Annotated in this window: 15 protein-coding genes; 1 reads left to right on the top strand and 14 read right to left on the bottom strand. The window is 53.7% G+C overall.

The window, feature by feature from the left end; translation table 11 throughout:
* Window positions 1-233: 233 nt before the first annotated feature.
* The 3 genes from P6M73_RS07045 to P6M73_RS07035 all read right to left on the bottom strand — a co-directional run bounded on the left by P6M73_RS07045 (window position 234) and on the right by P6M73_RS07035 (window position 2,437).
* Complete coding sequence (locus P6M73_RS07045) at window positions 234-659, bottom strand: MarR family winged helix-turn-helix transcriptional regulator (RefSeq protein ID WP_277855403.1); 426 nt, start codon at window positions 657-659, stop codon at window positions 234-236.
* 428 nt (window positions 660-1,087) lie between these two features.
* Window positions 1,088-1,375, bottom strand: a complete 288-nt coding sequence (locus P6M73_RS07040; RefSeq protein ID WP_277855402.1) for a DUF503 domain-containing protein — start codon at window positions 1,373-1,375, stop codon at window positions 1,088-1,090.
* 156 nt (window positions 1,376-1,531) lie between these two features.
* Window positions 1,532-2,437, bottom strand: a complete 906-nt coding sequence (locus tag P6M73_RS07035) for a CPBP family intramembrane glutamic endopeptidase (protein WP_277855401.1) — start codon at window positions 2,435-2,437, stop codon at window positions 1,532-1,534.
* A 367-nt stretch (window positions 2,438-2,804) separates the two neighbouring features.
* Here P6M73_RS07035 and P6M73_RS07030 point away from each other — a divergent pair, with 367 nt between their 5' ends.
* Window positions 2,805-3,242, top strand: coding sequence for a hypothetical protein (locus P6M73_RS07030; RefSeq protein WP_277855400.1), 438 nt, complete (start codon window positions 2,805-2,807; stop codon window positions 3,240-3,242).
* Window positions 3,243-3,579: 337 nt separating this feature from the next.
* Here the strand turns inward: P6M73_RS07030 and ychF are convergent, their stop codons facing one another.
* The 11 genes from ychF to P6M73_RS06975 all read right to left on the bottom strand — a co-directional run bounded on the left by ychF (window position 3,580) and on the right by P6M73_RS06975 (window position 15,750).
* Window positions 3,580-4,677 carry a redox-regulated ATPase YchF gene (gene ychF / locus P6M73_RS07025; RefSeq protein ID WP_277855399.1) on the bottom strand — a complete coding sequence of 366 codons (1,098 nt, stop codon included), beginning with the start codon at window positions 4,675-4,677 and terminating at the stop codon, window positions 3,580-3,582.
* A 107-nt stretch (window positions 4,678-4,784) separates the two neighbouring features.
* Window positions 4,785-5,354 (bottom strand): flavodoxin family protein, encoded by a 570-nt coding sequence (locus tag P6M73_RS07020; RefSeq protein ID WP_277855398.1) that lies wholly within the window; start codon window positions 5,352-5,354, stop codon window positions 4,785-4,787.
* Window positions 5,351-5,722: an iron chaperone gene (locus P6M73_RS07015; RefSeq protein ID WP_277855397.1), complete on the bottom strand. Its 372-nt coding sequence runs from the start codon at window positions 5,720-5,722 to the stop codon at window positions 5,351-5,353. Before P6M73_RS07015 ends, P6M73_RS07020 begins: the two co-directional genes overlap by 4 nt.
* A gap of 27 nt (window positions 5,723-5,749) precedes the next feature.
* Window positions 5,750-7,294 carry an Eco57I restriction-modification methylase domain-containing protein gene (locus P6M73_RS07010; RefSeq protein WP_277855396.1) on the bottom strand — a complete coding sequence of 515 codons (1,545 nt, stop codon included), beginning with the start codon at window positions 7,292-7,294 and terminating at the stop codon, window positions 5,750-5,752.
* Window positions 7,287-7,928, bottom strand: a complete 642-nt coding sequence (locus tag P6M73_RS07005) for a cyclodeaminase/cyclohydrolase family protein (protein WP_277855395.1) — start codon at window positions 7,926-7,928, stop codon at window positions 7,287-7,289. Before P6M73_RS07005 ends, P6M73_RS07010 begins: the two co-directional genes overlap by 8 nt.
* Window positions 7,929-8,181: 253 nt before the next feature.
* Window positions 8,182-9,015, bottom strand: coding sequence for a hypothetical protein (locus P6M73_RS07000; protein ID WP_277855394.1), 834 nt, complete (start codon window positions 9,013-9,015; stop codon window positions 8,182-8,184).
* Window positions 9,012-10,814 carry an aspartate--tRNA ligase gene (aspS, locus tag P6M73_RS06995; RefSeq protein WP_277855393.1) on the bottom strand — a complete coding sequence of 601 codons (1,803 nt, stop codon included), beginning with the start codon at window positions 10,812-10,814 and terminating at the stop codon, window positions 9,012-9,014. Before aspS ends, P6M73_RS07000 begins: the two co-directional genes overlap by 4 nt.
* A 155-nt stretch (window positions 10,815-10,969) precedes the next feature.
* The gene (gene hemZ, locus P6M73_RS06990; protein WP_277855392.1) at window positions 10,970-12,469 is read right to left on the bottom strand and encodes a coproporphyrinogen dehydrogenase HemZ; all 1,500 of its coding nucleotides are present in this window, start codon (window positions 12,467-12,469) and stop codon (window positions 10,970-10,972) included.
* 4 nt (window positions 12,470-12,473) lie between these two features.
* Complete coding sequence (locus P6M73_RS06985) at window positions 12,474-13,076, bottom strand: MBL fold metallo-hydrolase (RefSeq protein ID WP_277855391.1); 603 nt, start codon at window positions 13,074-13,076, stop codon at window positions 12,474-12,476.
* 10 nt (window positions 13,077-13,086) lie between these two features.
* Entirely contained in the window at window positions 13,087-13,536 is a 450-nt protein-coding gene (gene dtd, locus P6M73_RS06980) for a D-aminoacyl-tRNA deacylase (RefSeq protein ID WP_277855390.1), read from the bottom strand.
* A gap of 9 nt (window positions 13,537-13,545) precedes the next feature.
* Window positions 13,546-15,750 carry a RelA/SpoT family protein gene (locus tag P6M73_RS06975; protein ID WP_277855389.1) on the bottom strand — a complete coding sequence of 735 codons (2,205 nt, stop codon included), beginning with the start codon at window positions 15,748-15,750 and terminating at the stop codon, window positions 13,546-13,548.
* Between the last annotated feature and the right edge of the window lie 94 nt (window positions 15,751-15,844).

The raw sequence follows: 15,844 nt of genomic DNA, 5'->3' as shown, positions 1-15,844 counted from the left end.
AAGCGCTGCGCACCATGGTTTGTTCAAAAAAACCTGTAAAGAATATTTATTAATAAACTATTTACATTTAAAAAGATCCGGTTCCACCGCAGCTCCCCAACTCTCAGTAAATATCCTTGTGTCCCAATGCCTTTTTCTAACCATATCCAAACACCTGGTTGCCAGGCTGTATGAAATAAAGTCCCAGTGCATACCTTGTCCGCAAGTACTTCCCGGCCGGTCTTTGGAATCCTCTAGTTGTCCTGACTCCACTCCCCCACCAGGTTTTTGATAATGATGGCATTGAGCCGTTCCAGTTCCTCCCGCTCCGCAGCGGTCAGACCGGCAAAGCAGGCCGATTCCCACTCAGCCAGGATCCGGTGAAGAGCCGGCAACTGTTCTTCCCCCGCTTCCGTCAGGAAGCACAGCTTGTTGCGCTGGTCCTTTTCATCCGGTGTCCGATGGATCAGTTTCTCATGCTCCATGGCTTGAAGCAGCTTGGTTACATTGGCCTTGTCGGTCTGCAGAAAGGGCTTCAGCTTCGCCTGGGAAATTCCGGGCCGCTGCTCCAGAACGAACAATACCACCAGTTGCCGCCAGTCCAGGCTGCCCGGAGCCAGCATCTGATCCAGCTTTATTTTTCCATATCGATTAAACACACTGATATCACAAATAAACATAATAACTCCAATTTTGCTCAAATTTCTTTATCCATTATACACCGATTTCCATACTGCACTGCTCCATTAACACAGGGAAATCCTGCGATTCTCAAAAAACACTCTCCCCTGAAGCGTCGAAGTGTCTATTCCGGCCGCCGGCAGCAGTGAAATAATCAGCCTTTCCGTGGCGGCCAAACAGCAATCAAAAATACCCGAAACCAAATTCCTCTCCGTCAAAAAACAGTCACCTGACATCCTCAAACCGGATCACCGCCAATGGCAAAGCGGCTGGTGATCCGCAGATCACCGGCCGCTCGAAGGTTCCTATCATAATAAGGCTTGGTTCATCACACCTTGCGCCACTTCACTTTCCGGATGGGTCGGGGTGGCTGGATCCGGAACGAGGCGCGCCTGCCCATCGTAAAGGACAGACCCCCGGATGTCTTTCAGATATAGATAATCTCGATGTTCTCGCCGATCAGTTCGGCTTCGGCGTGGTTATAGATGTAATCACTGATCCGGGCAGCTTCATTCTCAGCTACCACCTTGGAGGAGTTGATCACCGAGATGGATATCTCGATGTCCCGGATGGAATCGTTCAGTCCGGTTTCGGAACAGGAGGCATTGAATTTGTTCCGGACCCGATCAATGATAGACTTTGTCACCATCCGTTTGTCCTTGAGCGAATAAGCCGTATGCAGCTTCAGTCGGAATACTCCGCATGCGATTACCACTGTGATCACCTCGTTTCAGTTTTGGTCGGACAACCGCTGTCTCCAGCAGTTCCGCTTTGGAATCACCTGAAGGGGGGCTTTGCGAAAGAATGGATCCAACACCTCCTGGATGACCAGACAGCGGTTCCGGCAGCCGGAACATGAACTGATGCCGCTTTATTCCTGATAACCATCCAGCTCCTGATATTGCCGGCTGGCCCAGATCTCATGCTTGTAAACCGGAGCACGGTCATTGAAAATGGACCGAAGCGAATGATGTCTGAGGTAACGGATTGACGCGATTACCATGACCACACCGAGTACCAAAAGGACACCGCCCAGAATCATTTCACTGGGCTCTCCTTCCACCAGAACTCCGGTGGACAGCAGGATCGCCTGACCGAAGGCAACTGCATTGTTCACCGCATGTCCGATGATGGCAACTTTCAGATCACCGGTGATTTGATAAATGAAGGCCAGCACCAGTCCGATGATTGCAGTCTGCAGAAAGGTCGTTCCATGAAGGATACCGAAAATAACGGAACTGATCAGGGCTGATACCCACAAGGGCAGGGTTTTATTTAATAGATTGTAAAGGACGCCGCGAAAGGCGATTTCCTCCACGATCGGTGCCATGACAACTACAGATAAAAACAACAGCAACAGGGAGACCGGATCCGGGGAACTCATGAAATTTTCCGGCAGATTGCCGGCCTCCATCATCCGTTCCAGAAAGCTGGGAAAAAACCGTTCCAGAAACAGAACATAGATCACATTCACCGGCAGAGCCAGCAGAAACGGTGCCAGATAAAAGCCAAACCGCTTGGGGCTGTGGGCGGGCGCTGGTGTCAGAATGCGCTGACGGTCTTCCCTGGTCAGGCTCAGTCCCCAGATAAAGATCATAATGCCAAGATAAAGTCCCAGCGAGGACAGGAAGATTTCCCAGGATCCGGTCATGAGGATTTCCCCTTCTGCCATCTGAGTCATGGTATAGGGAATTAACAGGGCTACGCTCAGGCCGATACTCAGCAGGAACATCAGAATGAATTTCCCGATCCCAATTTTCTTAAAATATTCTGTCATACGTCTCCTTCTAGGCGGCGGTCATCATGCCGTGCCGCCGACAGTCACCGGTGGCATCCCAGGCTCTTCCGATCAAATACCTGGAAATAGTTCACCTCTTTATTAACTCAATTATAGCTCAATTCTCTCCCTGATTTGTTAAAACCAGCTTAATTTCAGTTTGGCTGGTCACTGTCGGTTGAAGCACACCTGAGAATGAAAATAACCGCAGCATAAAATCCATTCCGCCCCAGGGCTTTCTTTCCGCCGCCGAGAAAAAGTAACAATTTGGTAACGAAAAATAGATTGCCTCTTGCTACCCCATTTGATAAGCTATCTTTATAGATTGTAGAACGATTTCAATTCAACGTAAGATGAGGCAACCACTATGAAGCTGATCAATGCTCTATTGCCGCTGTTACTGACTTTAACAGCTTTTTTTTATAATAGCGCCAACGCATCCCAACCCGAGATCGTGATGACTACCGGCACTGCCCTGGCTGTGCTGTGGCTACTGTTCATCCTCCTGGTTCGTACCCGCCGCGTCCTTGATTTTTATTTGCTGAGCTGGTTCATCATGACCATGCTGGTGCTGCTTCGAATCAAGATCAAAATCGAAGGAGTGATTGAACTGCCCGCCGTCTTTGACTGGCTGTCCAATACGATCATTCTCCCGTTTTTGGGTCTGGTCAATTATTTCGGGGTACAGTACCAATGGGAAACCGCGACCCTGCTGGGAACGCTGTTTGTGACAGTCATCCTTGTTCGGATTCAGCTGGTGAATAAGCCAATCCTCACAGGCCGTCCAGTGAAGACCCGATATTGATGTAAATGAAATTTATTGAAAACTAGATAATGCAAATCAGACAGCAATAAACTAGACCGTTCAAACCGGTCAGTTAATAACCGGTCAGTTAATAACTAGACAGCAAAAAGCAAGATAACCTGCCATGCCGGCAGGTTATCTTGCTTTTTCAGAATCCATTTGAAACATCTTCACCATGGGTTGTTGATACCTATGGATGTTCTATTTGGTCCCTACAGAATCCCCACGCTGTATTTTCAGATGTCCTTTGGATTTTCTTCCGAATTGTCTTCCGAATTGTCTTCCGGATTGTCTTCCGGATTATTTTCAGGTTCCCGGCAGAAATGCCTGAACGACCCTAGACGTTGAACCGGAAGTTCACCACATCGCCGTCCTGCATGATGTATTCCTTGCCTTCCAGGCGGAACAGCCCCTTCTCTTTGGCATGGGCTTCCGAGCCGCAGGCAATGAGATCATTGAAGGAAACAATTTCGGCCCGAATGAAGCCTCGTTCGATATCGGAATGAATTTTTCCGGCTGCCTGGGGCGCTTTGGTGCCTTTCTTGATGGTCCAGGCTCTGGATTCCATGGGTCCGGCGGTCAGGAAGCTCATCAGCCCCAGCAGGTCATAGCTTTCCTTGACCAGCTGGTCCAGCCCGGTTTCCTTTAATCCGTACTCTGACAGCATTTCATGTTTCTCGGCATCGGACAGACCGGACATGTCTTCTTCCAACTTGGCGCAGACGACAATAACGCCAGCCCCTTCCTGATGGGCATAGTTTCTGATTTTTTCCACCATGTCATTATTCAGGTTGCCTGCGGCCAGATCATCTTCGGAAATGTTGGCGACATACAGAACTTTTTTCGAAGTGATCAGGAAAAACTGGCGGACAATCTCTTCCTCTTCCGGTGTGAATTCTAATGTCCGGACCGGTTTCTCCAGTTCCAGATGAGCCTTGATTCGTTCCATCAGGGCATACTCGACCTTTGCCGTCTTATCGCCTGAACGGACCTGGCGCAGGGACTTATCCATGCGTTTTTCCAGCACTTCCAGATCGGCCAGAATCAGTTCCAGATTGATGGTCTCGATATCCCGGATCGGATCCACGTTGCCGTCCACATGTACGACATTGGGATCTTCAAAAGCCCGGACGACATGGACAATGGCTTCGACTTCACGGATATGGGACAGGAACTTGTTGCCCAAACCTTCGCCTTTGGAAGCACCTTTTACCAGACCGGCAATATCATAGAACTCGATCGCCGTTTCAACTTTCTTTTTGGAATGATATACCTCGGCCAGGCGGTCCAGCCGCTCGTCCGGCACCGCGACGACACCGACATTGGGTTCAATGGTGCAAAAGGGATAATTGGCTGACTCTGCGCCAGCCTGCGTAATGGCATTAAAAAGGGTGCTTTTCCCGACATTGGGCAGCCCCACGATTCCTAATTTCATAAATTCAACTCCTCACGTTTACCACTGCTCATTATAACCCATGGACTCCCTTTTGTTCAAGGCAGACCATCCCATCGAGAATCTCCGGCCTCTGCCAGGCAATTCCGTCAGGGTCTGACCGGCGGTTCGACGGAGCCGTTGAGAAACAGCGCCAGCTCATCCAGAGCGCGGTGTATGCCTTGATCCTCCCGGGCCGGTACTCGATCGGTATCACTGGCGGTCACCGTGGGCCAGATGGATTGTACGCCCATATTCTTCAGCAGAATGTGGCAGCTGTGTTCAGGATAAATCAGGTTGCAGTGGCCGGCATAAGCTAACAGAAGCGCGCCTTTTTTCGGGTTGGGAAACAGTGTCTCCTGCCGGAGAAAGCGGGCGCTCCAGTAGACCTGAACCTTGGACAGAACCCGCAGGAGCTCTCCGGTCACTTCACTGAAATAGATCGGCGAGGCCAGGATGATATTATCACAGGAGCGGATCCGGTCATCCAGCTCCTGAAAATCCGGAAACACGCAGTGCGGATGGGTCCAGCAGTAGCGGCAGTCCACACAACTTTTCACGCCGCAGGTATAGGCGTCAATGACATGGACTTCACCGCTGAGGCGCTCACTCAGATAATCAATCATAAACCGGGTGTCTCCCTGCTTACGGGGAGAACCGTTGAATATCAGGGTTTTCATTTCAGTATTTTCTCCAGCTGCTCCCTGGCGCTGAGCGTCAGGGTCCGGATCAGCTCCGGCGGAATCGGCTCCTCATGCGGAAACTGAATCGCGCCTTTGCTGGTTTTATAGGCTGAGAGGGCCTGCGCGTGATCCAGAATGACCTGGGGTCCGGGATAGAATCCGATGTGCTGTCTGGATCCTCCGATATGGCACATATTCTTGCCGCGCCATTGAAAGGTGGGAATGCCATAGGCAATTTTCTCGGTTACCTCCGGCACCAGCTCATGAATCTGGGCCCGGATCGCTTCCAGGCGGTCCCGGACCGCTGGGGGCATCGCTGCCAGATATGCGTTGACGTCCTGACTGTATGTTTCCTTTGGCTGCATCGCGTCATCCTCCTTGTTCTTGATCACTTATGATTTATCAGATTCAGGTCCCAGCTCCTGGGTCAGCCGCTGCTGAATGTGGGCGATGAACTGATCGGGATCGGGCACATTGACCGGATCGGGAATACAGATCCGTTTCAGCCGGTGCGGATAATATTCGTAGAGCTCCCCGCCCAGCTTTTTCAGTTCAGTTTTGATATAGGCGTCATAGAGTGGACTGTTCAGAAGCCGGCACAGCCACTCCAGATCGATCTCTGTCCGATAGGAGTAGATATCCGCCGAGTGAAAGACATTTTGTGAGGGCACAAACAGGCTCCCGGCTCCCTTGTAGGGAAACAGAACCCGACGGGATTCAAACAAGGCGCGGTCTCTGCCCCACTGCAGCTGATAAAAGCGGATCATCCCTTTTTTCACTTCGCGCCGGCCGGACAACCGGTCCCGGTGCTGCTCAATGTACCTCATGAAATTCGGACAGTCTCCCGCCGCCGCGTCGGCATAGATCAGGCGGTTGATCCGGCGAATGCCCCTCAGATCCGTGGACTTGATCCAGTCCACCAGCAGTTCATCCTCGATGCGCAAAGCGGCAGCTTCCTTTGGAGACAGGACAAAGGCCTTGTCAAAACCGGTGATGATCCCCTGGTAGAATTCACCCGCCTGGCCCAGGGTCATGGCACATTCCTGCTCCAGAATGCGCCGCATGATCCGTTCCTGCCGCGTCAGCAGCTTCATGGAATCAGAACTCAGCGCGTCGGAAGAAATGACGAATTCTCCGACATCTTCCCGCCACACGGGGATGTCATAAGGGACTGCTGCCTGTCCTTTTGCCAGGACGATCAGAATCGGATCCACCCCGGCCCCGAAGGGACGGCTGCCGTACCAGTCATGCAGATAAAGAATCCGGAAATGGTTCAGCACAAACCGGCGCAGGTCCTGGCCTGAATCCGCTTCCAGCCAATAGCGCGAGACCAGAAGGGACAGAATGCCTCCTTCGGGCAGAAGCTCCCAGGCCTTGGCAAAAAAAGCAAAATGGAGATCAGCCTTGTCTCCCATAACGTGCGGAAAAAGCGATTTGACCCGTTCCTTCTCCGCCGGACTCATGCCCTTGTGACCTTCATAGGGCGGGTTGCCGATGATCACATCATACCGTCCGGCGGCCTCCAGAAAATCACCGGTACAGACCCTCACCCCGGGGTGTTCCATCTCGGCAATGGCCAGCGCGGTGACATCGCGGTCCATCAGCTGCACGCTGGCACCTGCCTGAACGAAAGGAGCGGCCAGATCACCGGTCCCTCCGGAACAGTCCAGGATTGAATCCGTCGCCTGCCAGGGAGTGCGTTCAAACAGGAGTCGAGCCAGTTCCGGCGGTGTATAGACCGAGCTGTTGACTTTTTCCCGGACGCGGCTGGCGTACAATCCCGACAGGGAGGGCTCCCGTTTGGAACCGCCTCGGCCTCTGGGCCGCCATTTCTCCAGGATGACCTGTTTTTGCGCCTCATAGTCAGAGAAGGGAGCCTTATCAAAGAGCTCCCTTAATCTGACGATATCCAGTTGAAATTCGTCCGGACTATGCATCCAGCTTCTTGGAAACAGAACTGTAGATCTTGTTGACCCGCTCGGTGGATTCAGCCAGCAGGCCATTCATCCGCTCCACATATTCCACTTTCTTCGCTTCGTCCTTCACCATGGGCAGATTGATCTTGACATTGAGCAAGGCAGCCTTGATGGCGGCATCCAGCATCAGCGCAGCCACTCCGGCATCGGACACGGCATTGGGGTTGCCATAGTTGTTGGCCAGTTCAATGGCGTCCCAGGCTTTGGCAGCAGACACGGCAATTTTTTCCGGGGTAGTGATAATATCAACCTTGGCCTGATCCAGCGCTGCTTTGCGGACCGCCTTCTCTTCCTCGGTTGCTTTCGGCATTTTCAGAGCGCTCATGAAGCGGTTGAAGCTGGCGGTATCTTCTTCGACCAGGTCGATGAACTCCGTTTTCAGTTTCAGCATCTCTTCCCGTCTGGTCTTCATCTCTTCGATGATTTCCGGAGCCAGGCCTTCGCCGGCTTTATTGTCAATGGTCAGATTGAATACCATGCTGGTGAGGGCTGCGCCCAGGGAAGCGGCCAGACCTGCGGTGGAACCGCCGCCCGGTGCCGGTGAAACCGAAGCCAGTTCATTCACAAACGTATCCAAATTCATTTCTCTTAACATTATTTTTCCTCCAGAATTTTAATTTCGCGTTATCTATCTGCATTATAACAGGAACTTCCCATGGATGGAATTGGATTCCCCCAGGTTGGAAAGGTTGTCAGTTCGCCCCCAAAAAACAATCGCCATCTCCTCCGGATCAGACCGTCCGAGGACAGGCCCGGATCTATGATTTCTCTGTGCTTGATCCGGACAGAGAGGCAGGAAAAGCAAAAAGCCTGACTGCTCAGGCTTTTTGTGTTTCCATTATTTTTGCTTACTGGGGCTTGCCCTGCGCGGAACCGGCTTTGGCCTGGGTCTGACGTCTGGCTTCTTCCGTGGCTTTAATCAGCTTAACCGGTTTCGCCCGTTTCAGGTCCTTGGCTTTGTCATCCGGTTTCTTTCTGGGTGCCGGTTTCTTGTCGGCCTGGGAGGAAACCAGGACACTGCGGGAGGTTTTAAGGCGCTCCGCCAGCAGATCAATGAAATAGTTCTGGGATTTGTCGGACACGATGATCAGTTCCAGCTTGGGATCCTGAGAGCCCTCAACAATAATGGAATCTTTGGAACGATGCATTTTTTCCAGATGGTCAAACGGGATTGCGTCGGTTCCGACCACAATTCCGTCCCGATACTGTCCGGTCAAGGTTCCCAGAAAATCAAATCCGCCCAGCATGCCTCCGGTGGATTCCAGCCGGAAAGCCCGCTTCTTCTGCGTGAGGAGCCGATCCGGAAATGCTCCGCCCAGCTGAGCCAGAATGGCGGCAGCCACCCCGGCGATAATCACGCCGGCAACCAGATAGGACGGCAGCCGGTAATTCGCCAGGCGGGCCATGACGATCAGGAAGGCTGCATACAGGATCAGCATAGCCACCGGATAGAGATAGTAGGCATAGGACCTGAGCCGGACTCCGGGCAACTGCAGCACTTTCAGAATGCGGAAGAGACCCCGGAGCACCAGGATCAGGATGAAATAGTTCAGCACAAAGAACAGGATTCCGCCGATGACACGGTCCGTCAGATCAATTTTCTGAGCCGACATCAGATACTGCAAAATAACCGACAGCAGTGCCGTGAGCACCAGGGATGGGAGGTTTATCGCTTTTTTCATTCCTGACTCTCCTCCCGGACCGGTTCAGACTTGGCCAGGGCGATGCCCAGTTCTTTCAGCTGCTTGTCATCCACCACATTGGGAGCTTCGGTCAGAGGACAGAATGCGTTCTGATTCTTGGGGAAGGCAATGACATCCTTGATATTGTCTGTTCCGGCCAGGAACATGATCAGCCGGTCAAAACCGAAGGCCAGACCGCCATGGGGCGGTGGACCGTACTTGAATGCTTCCAGCAGATAGCCAAAGCGGGCCCAGGCTTCTTCCTGGGTAAAGCCCAGCAGCTGGAACATGCGTTCCTGCAGATCCTGACGATGGATTCGGATGGATCCACCGCCCAGCTCTTCGCCGTTCAAGACCATGTCGTAGGCTTTGGCCCGAACCTTTCCCGGATCGGAAGCCATCAGCTCGATGTCTTCATCCATGGGTGAGGTAAAGGGATGATGAGCTGCCACATAGCGGCTCTCTTCCTCCGAATATTCCAGGAGCGGGAATTCAGTGACCCAGACAAATTTAAATACATCCTGCGGGATCAGTCCGTGCTTTTTCGCCAGTTCCAGACGCAGAGCACCCAGGGACTGGAATACCACGCTGTCCTTATCTGCCACAATCAGAATCAGATCGCCGGTTTTGGCGCCGCAGGCCTCAGCGATGCGGGCCAGTCCGGCCTCATCGAAGAACTTGCCGATGGAAGCCTTGATGCCGTCGGCCTTCAGCGCCACGGTAGCCAGCCCCTTGGCTTTATAGGTCTTGACGAATTCACCCAGACGGTCGAGATCCTTGCGGCCGGTGTCGGCACCGTCCTCCAGGACCAGAGCGCGAACCGATCCGCCATTGTCAATGGCCTGACGGAATACGACGAAGTCGGTATCCCGAACCGCGTCGGTTATGTTTTTGATTTCCATGCCAAAGCGCAGGTCCGGCTTGTCCGAACCGAACCGGTCCATGGCTTCCCGATAGGGCAGGCGCTCAAACGGAACCGGAATTTCCACATTCAGGACATCCTGGAAGACCTTTTGAATCAGGCCTTCGTTCAGGGTCTGGATTTCCACCTCTCCCAGGAAGGAGGTTTCAATATCGATCTGGGTGAACTCCGGCTGACGGTTGGCCCGCAGATCTTCGTCCCGGAAGCATTTCACCACCTGGAAATAGCGGTCGAAGCCGGCCACCATCAGCAGCTGCTTGAACAGCTGAGGTGACTGGGGCAGTGCGTAGAACGTTCCCGGATAGTTTCTGGACGGCACCAGATAATCCCGGGCGCCTTCCGGAGTGGAACGGGCCAGGGTCGGGGTTTCCACTTCAATAAAGCCGTTCTGGTTGAAATACTCACGGACCGAGTGAGCGGCCCGGGAACGCAGGAACAGAATCCGCTGCATGTCGGGGCGACGCAGGTCCAGATAGCGGTACTTCATGCGAACGTCTTCCCGGGCATCCAGATTCTCCATCACCTGAATGGGCGGAGTTTCCGATTCAGACAGAATTTTCAGCTCCGTCGCGTTAATTTCGATTTCACCGGTGGGAAGATTGGGGTTGACGGATTCCCGGGCAGCCACCTGGCCGGTGATTGCCACACAGTATTCCCGGCGCAGTCCCTTGGCTTTTTCCAGAGCTGCCGGCGCCACTTCCTCGCGGAACACTACCTGACAGATGCCCGCGCGGTCGCGAACGTCGCTGAAAATAATGGATCCCTTGTCCCGGCTCGTCTGGATCCAGCCCATGACGGTCACGGTCTGACCGATGTGTTCCCTGTTCAGTTCGCCGCACATGTTCGTGCGTCTGACATTGCCTAATGCCTCTCCCATATCCGTTACCTCTTTTCTTAAAATCCTTGATGAGGACGCTTTCGTCCGCTGGTAAGCCCTATGCCGGAGAGAACTCTGTTTCGATGCTCTCCTGACTGCCCGAACCGGCGGCGGCATTGCGGCCTCCGGGCCCGGCCGAGCGCTGGGCTGACTTCTTAATCATTATAATAGCTGTCTGGCCTTTCTGACAAATCCAATCGTTCCCTGGCCCGGGACAGTACCCCGGCTTTCGCGGCCAGACTCTCATTCAGAGAACGCAGATAGAGCTCCAGATCCTTGTACCCGTTATGTCTTAACAGGAGCGGAGATCCTGACTCACCGGCCGCCCCCGTCACGACCCGGGTAATGCCCGATGCCCCGCAGGCTGCGATGGTGTCGGTTTCCTCGATCATGGCGATGTTGTAGCGGCTGGCATGATCCCCCCGGGTAAATCCGACGTTCTCAAGATTGCCCAGGGTGTTCTTGTTTCGGTAGAGATAGTACGGCTCATAGCCGGCCCGTGCCAGTTCGTCATAGACGATCCGGTACATGGCACTCACCCGGTCCCGGATTTGGGAATCCACCTGAGTCAGGCTGGCGCCTTTTTTCAAAGCCAGACCGTGAATCGTGATGTTTTCCGGCCCCAGGGCACAGGCCCGCCGGATGGAGGCGGCCGCCTCTGCCACGGATTCACCGGGCAGCCCCAGGATCAGATCCATGTTGATGGACTCAAAATTCAGACTGCGCGCCTGGTCAAGACACGCTTCGATATCCCGGCCGGTGTGAGTCCGGCCCATGGACTGCAGCGTCCGGTCGCAGAACGTCTGTGGGTTGATGCTCAGCCGCGTGACGCCCAGTTCCTTCATCAGGCTCAGCTTTTCCGGGGTAATGGTATCCGGCCGACCGGCCTCCACCGTGAACTCCGTCATGGGCGAAGCCGAACGAAAGGTCTGGATGGCAGCCGTCAGGATCCGGCGCAGCGACTCGGCGGACCCAGACGTCGGCGTCCCGCCGCCGAAATAGAGGTAGCCCGGTTCCAGGCCCAGTGTTTTCAGAAGCTCTCCCGTTCTTTGGATATCCTGCAGAAGCGCTTCCTCATATCGCGCCATGGCCGCCTGATTGGCCGAGGGATAGGACAGGAACGAGCAGTAGAAACATTTGGTTGGGCAGAACGGCATATCCAGATAGATGCCGATCCGTCCATCCTGCCAGCCCTGCAGCAGTTTCTGTTCCGTTTTAGCCACCCGGATCGCCAGATCCAGCTTTTCCTCCGTCACCAGGTACCGCTCCAAAAGCTGGGCACGGATCGCTGGTTCCGACCGGCCCGCCGTCAGTGCCGTCAGGACCAGCTTGGTGGGACGAACGCCAATGAGCGTACCCCAGGGAATGCGTTGTCCGGTCCATTCTGACAGGAAGGAAAAGACGGCCCGCTTGCAGCTTTCCTTATCCGTTCCCGGATATTCCCGTTCCCGGCCCGACGAGCGGTCCTGGATCCGGATGACATTCATCGGGCGATCGGCCAGCACGGCCAAATCTGGTTTGGATAAAGAAGTTTCCACTTCCATCGAGCCGCTGACAAAGAGCCGGGCGGTATGATAGATGTGGAAAACATAAGATTCTTCATTGGTGCTGATGCGCAGATCCGATATCCGGACGAGACTGACTTGCCCGGTCATGGGATTACTTATTCCCCTTGACGAACATGTTGTACTTCTTTTCATGGGCAATATCGGTCTCATCTTCATGTCCGGAATAAACCCTGGTATGATCGGGCAGAGCATACAGCTTTTCCCGGACAGAATGCAGGAGCGCGTCGTAATCTCCGCCGGGCAGATCGGAACGCCCGATGGAATGGCGGAACAGCGTATCGCCGGCAAACAGATGATCTTCCAGCAGGTAGCAGACGCCGCCCTCGGTATGCCCCGGGGTTTCAATCACCCGGATTTCATGGCCGGCAAAAGGAATGATCATGCCGTCGAAAACCGGAAGGGTTTCACTGACCAAATCTCCGAAAATCCGGGTATCCTCATCAATGGCCTGGCGGTCGGCCGGATGCAGGTAGACCGGAACCGGACGGGCTTTGGTGATGCCGTCGACGCCGTTGACGTGGTCCAGGTGCCCGTGGGTAAGCAGGATGAACCGGAGGTTCAGCCCATGCAGGTCCAGATAATTCAGCACTTCCACGGGACGGTCGCCCGGATCCACCAGAAAAGCGTCGTGGCCTTCCGAGACGATATAGCAGTTGGACTGGAACATGCCCAGTGCCAGTTTTTGAATATTCATGTAAGACCTCCTAGAACAGCTTGGTTGAGTCAAGCAGGATCGTCACCGGTCCGTCATTAACGATGGTGACTTCCATTTCCGCGCCGAATTCGCCGGTATCCACCCGCAGACCGCGCTGGCGCAGCCGATCACGCAGTGTTTCATACAAGACCTTCGCCGCCTCGCCTTTCTGAGCGTGAATATAGGACGGCCGGCGCCCCTTACGGGCATCCCCGTACAGAGTGAACTGCGAAACGAGCAGAACCTCTCCCCTCGCGTCCTCCAGGGAAACATTCATCACGCCGTTTTCATCATCAAACAGGCGCAGTCCCGCGATTTTATCCTCGATGTATTGCAGATCCTTTTCGGTGTCCTCTGTGGAAATACCCAAAAGGACCGTGAACCCGGGTCCGATCTGTCCGATCACGTTCCCGTCGACGGAAACGTTGGACCGCTTGACCCGCTGAACGACTGCTCTCATATGATTCTCCTAGTTGTTGCCCATGCGCTGGACATCCAGCACCGAGGGCAGTTTTTTGATGCGTCGGCTCAGTTCGTTGAGCAGCGCGATATTGGAAACCAGCAGGGACAGATTGACCACCGCCTCACCGTTTTTCTTGTTTTCCGCGTTGACCGAGTTGATGGCTACCTTCATTTCGTTGAGAACCAGCATCACGTCTGTCAGCAGAGCGGGACGATCCACCGCCTCAATCTTGAGACGGGCAGAATAAAGTTCCTGAGACTGCGATTCCCACTCCACGCCCACAAAGCGCGAGGGCTCCTCTTTTTCCCGAAGGGTTTTCAGATTGCTGCAGTCCGCCCGATGAACTGAAATCCCCCGGAAATTGGTAATGTAACCGACAATGTCATCCCCTGGCAGGGGATTGCAGCATTTGGAAAAGCGGACCTCGACATTGTCCATGCCGGTGACGGTAACGCCGAAGAAATTCCGGGCCTTCTTTTTTTTGCGCTCTTCAGCCTTCTTTTTGGAATCTTCCACCAGAGCGGCGGCATTGGCCAGTTCCTGTTCCAACGTGGGCGGCTTTTCCTGTTTTTCCTTTTCTTCCAGGCCCTGGATCAGAAAATTGACAACAAACGCCGGCGTAACCTGACCCGTACCGACAACCACCATCAGGTCATCAATGCTGTTGCCGTGGTATTTCTCAATGATGCGGTGCAGCGGAACGCCCCGGGCAATGTCTCCGAAGTTGCGGTCACGCCGCTTGGCTTCTTTTTCCAGAAGCTCCTTGCCCTTGGCAATGTTCTCTTCCCGCTTTTCCTTTTTGAACCAGCCGCGGATTTTCGATTTGGCCTGGTTGGATTTGACAATGTTGAGCCAGTGAATGGACGGGCCCTTGTTGGAATTGGAGGTGACGATTTCGACGATTTCTCCCGTTTTCAGGCGGTAATCCAGGGAGACCATGTTGCCGTTGACTTTGGCACCCACCGCCTTGTGCCCAACATCGGTATGGATCCGATAGGCAAAATCGATGGGGCTGGAATCCGACGGCAGATTGATGACTTCACCTTTGGGCGTGAAGACAAAAACTTCATCCTCAAACAAGTCGACCTTGAAGCCTTCCATGAATTCATCGGCATCCGTCGTATCCTTCTGCCACTCCAGCATGTCGCGCAGCCAGACGTAGCGCTTGTCGACCGAGGCCTGGTCATTGCCTTCCTTATAGTTCCAGTGAGCCGCAATGCCGTATTCCGCGGTGCGGTGCATGTCAAAGGTGCGGATCTGGATTTCGAATGGCTTGCCCTGAGGGCCGATGACGGTAGTATGAAGGCTCTGATACATGTTGGGCTTGGGCATGGCGATGTAGTCTTTAAACCGTCCGGGAATCGGCTTGTAGATGGTATGGACGATACCCAGCGCGGCATAACAGTCCTTGATGGAATCCACGATCACGCGGATTGCGGTCAGATCGAAGATCTGATCGATGGTCTTGGACTGATTGTTCATCTTTTTATAGATGGAGTAGAAATGCTTGGGCCGCCCGTCGATCTCGCATTCAATGCCGGCATCGTGCAGCCGCTCGACGATTTCGCCCATGACGCGGTGGATATATTCCTCGCGCTCCTTGCGTTTTTCGGCGATTTGATCCACCAGGTCATAGTACTCGGTCGGATTGAGATAGCGGAACGCCAGGTCTTCCAGTTCCCACTTGATGCGGAACAGACCCAGCCGGTGAGCCAGCGGGGCGTAGATGTCAAAGACTTCCTTGGCCTTTTCCTTCTGCTTTTCCGGGCTTTTGAAGCGCAGGGTGCGCATATTGTGCAAACGGTCCGCCAGTTTGATCAGAACGACTCGAATGTCCTTGGCCATAGCCAGGACCATCTTGCGGACATTGTCTGCCTGTTCTTCCTCGCGGCTTTTGTATTCGATTTTACCGAGTTTGGTAACCCCTTCCACCAGTTCGGCTATTTCCGTGCCGAACTCGCGCTCGATGTCCTCATACGTATGGTCGGAATCTTCCACCACATCATGCAGCAGCGCGGCCGCAATCGTATTGGTATCCATTCCGATGTCCACCAGTATGGACGCTACTTCAATGGGATGGATCACATAGGGCTCTCCCGACAGGCGCATTTGTCCCTGGTGGGCCTCACTGGCTAAATTATAGGCTCTGATGATGACTTCTTTATCGATATTTCCCGCCCGATCAATCTTGGACAATAATCCCTGGATCACCTCTGGTCACCTCCCGGTTGATTTTGAGTTCGAAAAAAGCCCTTTTCCAAGGGCTCACCTCATGAAAACAATGAGAATATTATATATGATCTGT

This window comes from Anaerococcoides asporogena (genome assembly GCF_029590275.1).
In the GTDB taxonomy this organism is placed as follows: domain Bacteria; phylum Bacillota; class Clostridia; order Clostridiales; family Clostridiaceae; genus JG1575.
This window is presented reverse-complemented; position numbering and strand designations above follow the sequence as displayed.